This is a genomic window from Streptomyces sp. NPDC048392, assembly GCF_043200575.1.
In the GTDB taxonomy this organism is placed as follows: Bacteria; Actinomycetota; Actinomycetes; order Streptomycetales; family Streptomycetaceae; genus Streptomyces.
In genome coordinates this window covers 299,339-308,483 of the sequence record NZ_JBICYB010000005.1, presented here as the reverse complement: position 1 = coordinate 308,483, position 9,145 = coordinate 299,339, and the positions used below count along the sequence as shown (strand labels likewise).

At 71.0% G+C, this 9,145-nt stretch carries 7 protein-coding genes, 1 rRNA gene and 1 pseudogene; 2 read left to right on the top strand and 7 right to left on the bottom strand.

Translation table 11 applies throughout. The features are described from left to right. Window positions 1-91, top strand: a 5S ribosomal RNA gene (gene rrf, locus ACGFYH_RS11260); the annotation flags it as partial. Between the two features lie 64 nt (window positions 92-155). Here the strand turns inward: rrf and ACGFYH_RS11255 are convergent. Both ACGFYH_RS11255 and ACGFYH_RS11250 read right to left on the bottom strand, forming a co-directional pair. After that, window positions 156-281: pseudogene (locus ACGFYH_RS11255) on the bottom strand (LuxR C-terminal-related transcriptional regulator); the annotation flags it as partial. A 63-nt stretch (window positions 282-344) separates the two neighbouring features. Further along, window positions 345-1,613 carry a sensor histidine kinase gene (locus ACGFYH_RS11250; RefSeq protein ID WP_393802862.1) on the bottom strand — a complete coding sequence of 423 codons (1,269 nt, stop codon included), beginning with the start codon at window positions 1,611-1,613 and terminating at the stop codon, window positions 345-347. A gap of 94 nt (window positions 1,614-1,707) precedes the next feature. Here ACGFYH_RS11250 and ACGFYH_RS11245 point away from each other — a divergent pair, with 94 nt between their 5' ends. Beyond that, window positions 1,708-2,268, top strand: a complete 561-nt coding sequence (locus ACGFYH_RS11245) for a GNAT family N-acetyltransferase (protein WP_393802861.1) — start codon at window positions 1,708-1,710, stop codon at window positions 2,266-2,268. Between the two features lie 73 nt (window positions 2,269-2,341). Here the strand turns inward: ACGFYH_RS11245 and ACGFYH_RS11240 are convergent, their stop codons facing one another. The 5 genes from ACGFYH_RS11240 to ACGFYH_RS11220 all read right to left on the bottom strand — a co-directional run bounded on the left by ACGFYH_RS11240 (window position 2,342) and on the right by ACGFYH_RS11220 (window position 9,061). Then, window positions 2,342-3,874: a type VI secretion protein gene (locus tag ACGFYH_RS11240; RefSeq protein WP_393802860.1), complete on the bottom strand. Its 1,533-nt coding sequence runs from the start codon at window positions 3,872-3,874 to the stop codon at window positions 2,342-2,344. A gap of 69 nt (window positions 3,875-3,943) precedes the next feature. Next, window positions 3,944-5,356, bottom strand: coding sequence for an ATP-binding protein (locus ACGFYH_RS11235; RefSeq protein ID WP_393802859.1), 1,413 nt, complete (start codon window positions 5,354-5,356; stop codon window positions 3,944-3,946). A 12-nt stretch (window positions 5,357-5,368) separates the two neighbouring features. Then, entirely contained in the window at window positions 5,369-6,928 is a 1,560-nt protein-coding gene (locus ACGFYH_RS11230; RefSeq protein ID WP_393802858.1) for an SCO6880 family protein, read from the bottom strand. After that, window positions 6,925-8,259, bottom strand: a complete 1,335-nt coding sequence (locus ACGFYH_RS11225) for a hypothetical protein (protein WP_393802857.1) — start codon at window positions 8,257-8,259, stop codon at window positions 6,925-6,927. The genes ACGFYH_RS11230 and ACGFYH_RS11225 overlap by 4 nt, the downstream gene beginning before the upstream one ends. Beyond that, window positions 8,249-9,061: a hypothetical protein gene (locus tag ACGFYH_RS11220; RefSeq protein ID WP_393802856.1), complete on the bottom strand. Its 813-nt coding sequence runs from the start codon at window positions 9,059-9,061 to the stop codon at window positions 8,249-8,251. Before ACGFYH_RS11220 ends, ACGFYH_RS11225 begins: the two co-directional genes overlap by 11 nt. Window positions 9,062-9,145: the final 84 nt, after the last annotated feature.

Here is a 9,145-nt window from a genome sequence, read left to right as displayed (position 1 = left end):
GCCCGGTTACATTTCGAACCCGGAAGCTAAGCCTTACAGCGCCGATGGTACTGCAGGGGGGACCCTGTGGGAGAGTAGGACGCCGCCGAACAATCATTGCGAGGAAACCCCGCACCGGGAACGGTGCGGGGTTTTCTGCGTTCATCGCGCAGTTTCTAGCCCACCAGTCTCGTGTCGTAGGCCAGGATGACGGCCTGGACGCGGTCCCTCGAGCCCGTCTTGGCCAGGATGCGGCCCACATGGGTCTTCACCGTCGACTCGGCGAGGTGGAGGCTCCTGGCTCTCCAGGAGCATCCGGAAGCCGAAGCGCTGGACGGGCTGGTCGTCGGCTATGAGGACGGTGGTCACTGCGGGGATTCCTCCGGTAGGTGCAGACGGACGCGCCAGCCCCGCTCGGGGGCCGGGCGTGGGCCGGCCTCAAGTGTGCCCCCGTACAGGGACGTTCGCTCGCGCATCCCGGGCAGGCCGCGGCCGTCGGATGGCGCGGGGGAGGGGAGGGGGCTCGCTCGTCCGGTGTCGGTGACGGTGAGGGTGACGGCGCCGCCCGCCTCGTAGGAGAGCTCGATGTGGGCGGTGGCGTCGGGGCCGGCGTGCTTGAGGGTGTTGGTGAGGGCTTCCTGGATGACGCGGTAGAGCGTGAGCTGGCGGCCCTCGGGGAGGGCGGCCTCGCCCCGGACGGTCGTGCGCACGGGGAGGCCGGCCCGGCGGACGCCGTCGAGGAGGTGGGCGAGGTCGGTGAGGGCGGGCTGCGGGGTCAGTTCGGCGGTGCGGGTGCCGTCCTGGTCGTCGTCGCGCAGGACGTCAAGGAGGCGGCGGAGTTCGCCGAGGGCCTGACGACTGGTGGTGCCGATGGCGTCCAGGGCCTGGGTGGCGCGGTCGGGGGACTTGGCGGCGGCGTACCGGCCACCGTCGGCGAGGCCGGTGATGACGGAGAGGTTGTGGCCGATGATGTCGTGCATCTCCCGGGCTATGCGCGCGCGTTCGGTGGCCGCGGCGAGCCGGACCTGTTGGTCGCGTTCCCTCTCCAGGCGGCGGGCGCGGTCCTCCAGGGCTTCGGTGTGGCCGCGGCGGGCGCGGACGGTGATGCCGATGAGGGCGGCCACGCCGATCGAGAGGAGCTGCGAGCCGAGCTGCTGGCTCCAGGAGCCCGCGCCGTCCCCGTAGCGGGCGACGGTGAGACAGGTCGGGGCGGTCACCAGGACCACCGCCCATGAGAGGTCGCGCAGCGGCAGGCGCAGGGCGATGTGGTGGACGAGGAGGAGCTGGAGCAGGGCGGCTTGGAGGGCGGCGCCCGTCCAGGCGTTCACCAGGGCAGCGGGCAGCGTGACGAGGAGGGCGGTCCGGGGGTGGCTGCGGCGCCGGAGCAGCGGGACGGAGAGGGCGAGGCTGAGGGCCACGACGAGGCCGACCGGCACGTCGGGGTCGTGGGCGACGTTGCGCCAGCCGCCGGAGGCGTCGATCAGGGCGGCCAGTACCCAGAAGCCGGTGAGGTGCAGGTCCCAGACGAGGGGGCGGCGGCGGTCGAAGGCGCGGACCCGGCGGTTGACGCGTTGCACGTACTCGGTGAGGGGGTCGGCCGCACGGCTCTCCGGCACGGGCTTCACGGGGTCCATCCGCCCATGATCGGGGGGCGGGGCGCGACGGGCGTCCGCCCGGGGGCCGTATATGAGGTGAGGGGCGTAGTACCCGGGTATTACGGTGGCCGGCATGAGTGCCTCGGTCCCTGGTGACTACGTGATCCGCTCCATACGCGCCGACGAGTGGTCCGCGGTGAAGGAGCTGCGGCTGCGTGCGCTGCGTGACCCGGTCGCGGATCTCGCGTATCTGGAGACGTACGACGACGCCGCCGCGCGCCCTGACTCCTTCTGGCAGGAGCGGGCGGCCGGTGGCGCGCAGGGTGCTTCCGGGGCGCAGCAGCTCGTCGCCGAGGGTCCCGGCGGGCTGTGGCTCGGTACCTTGACCGTGCTGGTGGAGGAGGCCGGCACGACGGACTGGGCCGGTTTCCCGGTGGAGCGGCGGCAGGGGCACGTCGTCGGGGTGTTCGTACGGTCCGAGTGGCGGGGCAGCGGGCTGACCAAGGCGCTGTTCGACGCCGGTCTCGAGTGGGCGTGGGCGAACGGCGTGGAGCGGATGCGGCTCATCGTGCATCCGGACAACTCGCGGGCGCAGGGGGCGTACCGCAAGGCCGGGTTCGTGCCGAGCGGGCGGACGGTGCCGCTCGTGGGTGGGCCCGGTGACTACGAGCTGGAGTACGTCCTGGAGCGGTAGCGGCGGCCTCCGTCCCCCGGGGCCCCGATCCCCCGGGGCCCCGATCCCCCGGGGCCCCGATCCCCTGTCCGCTCTAGACCGGCAGTTCGTCGTGTGGCCAGCGGACGCGGCCCTGTTCGCGGGAGCGGAGCAGGGCCAGGGTCGGCATGCCCACGTCTGTGCCGGCGGTCAGCAGCTCCGGGAGCTGGGGCAGCGGGGCCACGGCCGCGACGTCGTCCAGGACGAGCGTCATTGGTGGGTCGAGGCGACCGGAGGATGACCGTTCGGCCATGCGCCGGCCGCGCTCGACCACGCTGGAGACGAGCGCCGTCAGCAGCGGCATCGCGCCCGGGCTCGTGCGGGGGTCCTCGATGGATTCGCCCACCACGTAAAGGGTGCCCTGTTCGTGGACGAAGGAATCCAGGGCGAGGGCATCATTTCGGTTGGGAGTGCATGCCTCGCGGATGTTGACCGTGGACAGCGCGGCGAGCGCCCGGGCGGTCAACTGCTGGGCCATGTCCCGGCGCTCCGGGTGGGCGGTGAGGGATCCTTCGAGTTCGCCCGCGGAACCTGGGGCCGCCTTGGGGTGGGTCCGCAGGATCCGGACGGCGTCCTGGACCTGGAGGCCCTGGGACCAGCGGTGGACGTGGCGGACGGTGCGGCCGTCGATGGCGGCGGCGTGGAGGTAGCTGCGCAGCAGCAGTTCGGCCGTGTCGCCGACCGCCTGGTCGAGGCGGGCGGTGGGGCGCACCGGCGTGAGGAGGGCGGCGGCTCTGGCCGTGGCCGTCTGTCTGTCCTCGCAGCCCGCGGTGGGGGACCAGTGGAGGCGGGCCGGGGTGTCGCAGAGGTGGTGCGGGTCGTAGAGCTGGGTGGGGCCGAGCTTCGTGCGGGCGTCCTTGGTGTCCGACCAGAGGGCCGGGTTGGACGTGATGACGAGGGCGGCGCCTTCCGCGTCCTGCAGGGTCTGGACGGCTGTCGCGTGGCGGCTGTCCCTGAGTCCGTAGTGCACCGTGCCCTCGGTGCGGTTCGTCTCCCACCCGCCCATCCGGGCGCCGGCGGGCACAACGGGGAAGGGGCCGGTCTCCTGGGTCGCAGTTGGCTGCACCTGTCGGGGTGCCCTCGGGGTGGGGACCTCGTGCAACGGTGCCTCGTGCGGCGTTGCCTCGTGCGGCGGGGTCTCGTGCGGCGGGGTCTCCCGGACCAGCGGCTCCTGGATCGGCGCCGGCCGTGGTGCCGGTGCCGGTGCCGGTTCGGTGCGCCGCCGCCGGCGTAGCGCACGCCAGCGTGCCACCGTGCCCATCACGAACACCGTCAGCACCACCAGCACCATCAGCTGGCCGATGAAGAGTCCCCAGAACAGCCCGTACCCGGAGAGTGCTCCCTCCGGGGTGCCGGGCCAGGCGCCCGGGATGTCGTGGGGCGCGGCGATCAGGTGGCGCATGGCCCGCGGGGTGCCGGTGAAGCCGACGCCGGCGGGCCAGGAGCCGTGGGCGAACACGGCGGACAGGCCCGTCGCCGTCCACACCAGCAGCGTCATCCCGAGGAGGAAGGCCAGTAGGCCGATCAGCAGGCCGTCGGGGATGCCGCCCTGGGCCGGCCGTTGATCGCGGCGGTCGTCCGGTCTCATGCCTCCGGTGCCTTTCCGTCTCTCATGCGTCCGGTCCCTCTGCGTCGTCCGCCGTCATCCACCGTCGTCCTACGCCACCGTCGACTCGGACGCGTCGCCGATGTGCTGTTCCATGAAGGCCGCCGCCCGCTCCTCCGCCTCCAGTTCGGCGGCGCGCAGGGCGTCGTCGTTGAAGTCGGCGGAGGACTCGGTCATCGCGCGGTCGGTGAAGACCAGGGGGCGTTCGGTCTCGGTGATCAGGTGCTTGACCACCTGCACGTTGCCGTTGACGTCCCAGACCGCGATGCCCGGGGTCAGGGAGGGGATGATCTCCACCGCCCAGCGTGGCAGGCCCAGTACGCGTCCGGTGGCCCGCGCCTCGTCGGCCTTCTGGGCGTAGATGGTGCGGGTGGAGGCCATCTTCAGAATGGCCGCGGCCTCTCTGGCCGCCGCCCCGTCGACGACGTCCGACAGGTGGTGCACCACCGCCACGAACGACAGACCCAGTCGGCGTCCGAACTTCAGCAGCCGCTGGAACAGCTGCGCCACGAACGGGCTGTTGATGATGTGCCAGGCCTCCTCGACCAGGAAGATGCGCTTCTTCCGGTCGGGGCGGATCCAGGTGTGCTCCAGCCAGACACCCACGATGGCCATGAGGATCGGCATGGCGATGGAGTTGCGGTCGATGTGGGACAGGTCGAAGACGATGAGGGGGGCGTCGAGGTCGATGCCGACGGTCGTCGGGCCGTCGAACATGCCGCGCAGGTCACCGTCGACGAGCCGGTCGAGGACCAGGGCGACGTCCAGGCCCCAGGCCCGTACGTCGTCTATGGCGACGTTCATCGCCTCGGCCGACTCCGGCTCGGGGTGGCGGAGCCGTTCGACGATGTCGGTGAGGACGGGCTGGCGCTCGACGATCGTCTCGTTGACGTAGGCGTGCGCGACCTTGAGGGCGAAGCCGGAGCGCTCGTCCAGGCCGTGCCCCATCGCGACCTCGATGATCGTGCGGAGCAGCGCCAGCTGCCCCGTCGTGGTGATCGCCGGGTCCAGGGGGTTGAGCCGGATGCCGTGGTTCAGGGCGGCCATCGGGTCCAGCCGGATGGGGGTTATACCCAGTTCCTCGGCGATGAGGTTCCACTCGCCGACACCGTCCTCGCCCTGGGCGTCGAGGACGACGACCTGGCGGTCGCGGAAGCGGAGCTGGCGCAGGACGTACGTCTTCTCCAGGGCCGACTTGCCGTTGCCGGACTCGCCGAGCACCAGCCAGTGCGGGGCGGGGAGCTGCTGGCCGTACAGCTGGAAGGGGTCGTAGATGTAGCCCTTGCCGGAGTAGACCTCGCGGCCGATGATCACGCCGGAGTCGCCGAGGCCGGGCGCGGCCGTCGGCAGGTAGACGGCCTGGGCCTGACCGGTGGACGTGCGGACGGGGAGGCGGGTCGTCTCCACCTTCCCGAAGAGGAAGGACGTGAAGGCGTCGGTGAGGACGGACAGCGGGTCCCGCATCAGGCTCAGCCCCTACCTTCGGATGCCGGTGGCGAACGGAAGAGTGTTCACGAAGGCGCGATGGTGCTCACGGTCGCACCACTCCAGTTTCAGGTACGACTTTCCGGCCGAGGCCCTGATCGTCCGCTTGTCGCGGGCCAGCGCCTCGGGGTTGCGGGAGGAGACGGTGATGTAGCCGACCAGGTTGACGCCGGCCGCGCCGCTGGCGAGGTCCTCGCCACGCTGGTCGAGCCGGCCGTGGGCGGCGATGTCGCGTGGGTCCACGGTCCGGTTCATCTTCGCGGCGCGGGAGGCCTCGGCGTCGTCGTTCGTCTTCTCGGTCAGCATGCGCTCGATGGCGACCTCGGTGGGTTCGAGGTCCATGGTGACGGCGACGGTGCGGATGACGTCGGGGGTGTGGACGAGGAGCGGCGCGAGGAAGTTCACGCCGACCGGGGTCATCGGCCATTCCTTGATCCAGGCGGTGGCGTGGCACCAGGGGGCGCGGGTGGCGGACTCGCGGGTCTTGGCCTGGAGATAGGTGGGCTCCATGGCGTCCAGCTCGGCCGGCCAGGCGTTGCGCTTGGTCATCGCCTGGATGTGGTCGATCGGGTGGTCCGGGTCGTACATGGCGTGGATGAGGGAGGCGAGCCGTCCCTGGCCCAGCGGCTGGCGTACGCGGATGTCGGCTTCCTGCAGACGGGAGCAGATGTCGGTCAGCTCGCGCGCCATCACGACCGCGAGACCCGCGTCCCGGTCCAGCTTGCGTCCGTTGTGCGGCCGGGCGGCGCGGGCCATGGCGTGTGCCTCGGCCGCCAGCTCGCGGTTGTAGTGCATGCACGCGATGAGGTAGGCGCGGTGCTGCTCGCTGCTGGTGGACACCATCGACTGGAGCTGGTCGTACGACTGCTGCAGCCACGGCCGCGCCCGGTCGTCGCCGCGCTGGGCGACGTCCTTGGCGTGCGCGTCGGGGTCGGCCGGGAGGGTGCGGGCGAGCATCTGGATGCGGGTGACGAAACCGTCGCCGTTGGCCACGTGTTTGAGCAGGGTGCCGAAGCGGTCGACGAGGGCTTCCTGGTCCTCGGAGTCGCGCAGGCCGACACCGGGCCCCTCGATCTCGATCGCGGCCGTCACGGTCTTGCGGTCGGCGTGCAGCAGTACGGCGATCTCGTCGGGCCCGAAGGGGGCCGCCAGCCAGGAGATGCGGCCGATGCCGGGCGGCGGGCCGACCTCGATCTCCCGGCCGTCGATCCGGGTACCGGCCTCGATGACGCCGGAACGGTAGGTGGTGCCCTTGCGGAGGGTCCGCTTGTAGCTGCGGTTGATCTCGTACCACCGGTAGAAGGTCCGGTGGTTGTACGGCACGTAGACCGCCGCCAGCGCGAGCATCGGGAAGCCGCAGAGCAGAACGATGCGCAGGCTCAGGACGGGGACGAGGAGCCCGCACATCATGCCGAGGAACGCGCCCGCGACGATCAGCGCGATCTCACCGGTCTCGCGGTTGCGGCCGACGATCGCGTTCGGCCGGGCGCGGCCGATCAGATACGTACGGCGGGGCGTGACCGTGTGGGACACGTGGGACTCGGTCGTCAACGCCCGTCACCTCCTGTGCTCTGGCTGTTACCAGTGTTGCGGGTGTTGCTTGCGTGGGGCGTGTTCACCGGGCTGCCGGAGCGCGGTGCGGGTGCGGCGGAGGGGACACTTCCGCCGCCGCCGTTCGAGGGGCGCGAGCTGTGCGCGGCGACACCGCCGGATGCGGGGTTCGAGGGGCGGGCCGCGGCGGAGGACGAGGACTGTCCGCCGCCGTCGCCGTTGTTGCGGGAGCTGTGGGTTCTGATGCCCTGGGCGACGAGGTTCGCCGGGGAGCTGATCACGGCGGCGGCCTTGCCCTCGGCGCCCTGCATGATGCGGTTGTTGCGGCCGTTCGCGATCTCGTCGCCGAAACCGGGGACGAAGCGGTAGATCATCGCGGAGGCGAAGATCGCGAGCAGGATGATGGCGAGGCCGGACACGATGGCGGCGACGGAGTCGGGCCCCTCCGCCGTGGTCAGCGCGCCCGCGAGGCCCAGCACGATGACGATCACTGGCTTGACCATGATCACGGCGATCATGATGCCCGCCCAACGGCGGACGTGGCCCCACAGGTTCTTGTCCACCAGGCCGGCGTAGACGACGACCCCGAGCAGGGCGCCGACGTAGAGCAGGACGGCCCGCAGATACAGCTCCAGGTAGAGGACACCGGCGGCGATGATGGACACGAACGACACCAGGATCAGCATGATCGGGCCGCCGCCGATGTCGTCCCCCTGCTCCAGCGCCTTGGAGAACGTGCCGAAGAAGGTGTCCGTCTGGTCTCCGGTGCCCTTGGCCAGGACATCGGTCACGGCGTCGGTCGCGGACACGACCGTGTACAGGATCAACGGCGTGAAGGCCGAGGCCAGGACCGTCAGCCAGAGGAACCCGACGGCCTCGGTGAGCGCGGTGGTGAGGGGGACGCCGCGCACGGCACGTTTGGCGACCGCCAGCAGCCAGAGGACCAGTGTCAGGAACGCGGACGCCGCGAAGACGACGGCGTACTGCTTGAGGAACGTGCCGTTCGTGAAGTCGACCTCGGCGGTGTTCTTCACGGCGTCGCTGAGCGTGTCGACGGTCCAGGCGGCGGCGTCGGCACAGCCCTTGGCGAGGGAGGAGAGGGGATCGAGGGTGGCGGTGAGGGTGTCGGGGGTCGTACCGCGTCGCGCCGCGCCGCCTTCGCCTCGTTCGCAGTAGTCCTTGGCGGGGCCGTGGATCAGGTCGCAGGGGTCATTGCTCGGCGTGGGTGACGGAGACGGATCGGCGAAAGCACGGGTGGCGAACAGGACCGCTGCCGTCTGCACGGCCACGACTGCGCCGGTCAGTTCGAGTACGCGGCGGTTAGCGAGCATACGTGAACCCTCCGTACTCCTGGACGGCCTTCGCCATCTCGTCCGCGCTGGACGCCCTGTCATCGCCGGGAATCGGCGCTGGGCCGTCCTTCTGCGAGTGCGTCACGATCTTCCAGTCACCATTCACCCACTCAAGCTTCATGGTGATGGTGAACCAGCTGTTCGTGACCGGAGATGTCGAGTTCTGACCTGCGAGCCCGAGGAGACCACTGCACCAGACCTCGACGGTTGCGCTGTCGGCCGACCTCTCGGTGACCTTGGTGCCGATCGGGCTCGTGCGGGACACGAAGGTGTAGCCCTTCGGCGCCGAGCCGTTCTCGTTCAGGCCGACGTTCTTGTTGAACGACGGGCTGTACGCCTTGTCCAGGGTGGTCTCGAAGTCCGCCACTCTGCCGGGAACGATGATGGCCTGCAGGATCGCGTCACGCTTCGCCTTGTCGAACATGCCGTCAGACCCCAGGGCCACCGCGTAGTTCGCCGCCGCGCTCTGCGCGCCCTGTGCGTCGTGGGCGAAGCCCGCCTGGACCGGGCGGGTGCCCGAGGGCGCCGTCGCCGAGGTCTTCGGGGTGTCCGCCGCCGCGTCGTCCGAGCCTGCGGAATCGTCTCCTCCACGGTTCGCGAAGGCGATCGCGGCGACGAGCAGGACGACGACGCCCACCATGGTGACCAGGCTCCGGGAGGACGAGCGGCCGCCGCGCCGGGACGTGCCGTGGCCGTCGCCGTCCCCGTCGGGCAGCCGGGTCCGGGTCTGGCCGGCGCCGCCGTAACCGCCGGAGGACTGGTGGTCGTCTCCGAGACTCATGCCGCGTACGCCCCCTCGACGTCGGGTCGGCCGTGTACGTACGACGGTAGCCGTGCTGGTTCCCGCTCGGGCGCGGTGTTATGA

Bases quoted from the DNA above. Each gene is read 5' to 3' on its own strand.
- ACGFYH_RS11250 (WP_393802862.1), bottom strand. From the start codon at position 1,613: ATGGACCCCGTGAAGCCCGTGCCGGAGAGCCGTGCGGCCGACCCCCTC.
- ACGFYH_RS11245 (WP_393802861.1), top strand. From the start codon at position 1,708: ATGAGTGCCTCGGTCCCTGGTGACTACGTGATCCGCTCCATACGCGCC.
- ACGFYH_RS11240 (WP_393802860.1), bottom strand. From the start codon at position 3,874: ATGAGACCGGACGACCGCCGCGATCAACGGCCGGCCCAGGGCGGCATC.
- ACGFYH_RS11235 (WP_393802859.1), bottom strand. From the start codon at position 5,356: ATGCGGGACCCGCTGTCCGTCCTCACCGACGCCTTCACGTCCTTCCTC.
- ACGFYH_RS11225 (WP_393802857.1), bottom strand. From the start codon at position 8,259: ATGCTCGCTAACCGCCGCGTACTCGAACTGACCGGCGCAGTCGTGGCC.
- ACGFYH_RS11220 (WP_393802856.1), bottom strand. From the start codon at position 9,061: ATGAGTCTCGGAGACGACCACCAGTCCTCCGGCGGTTACGGCGGCGCC.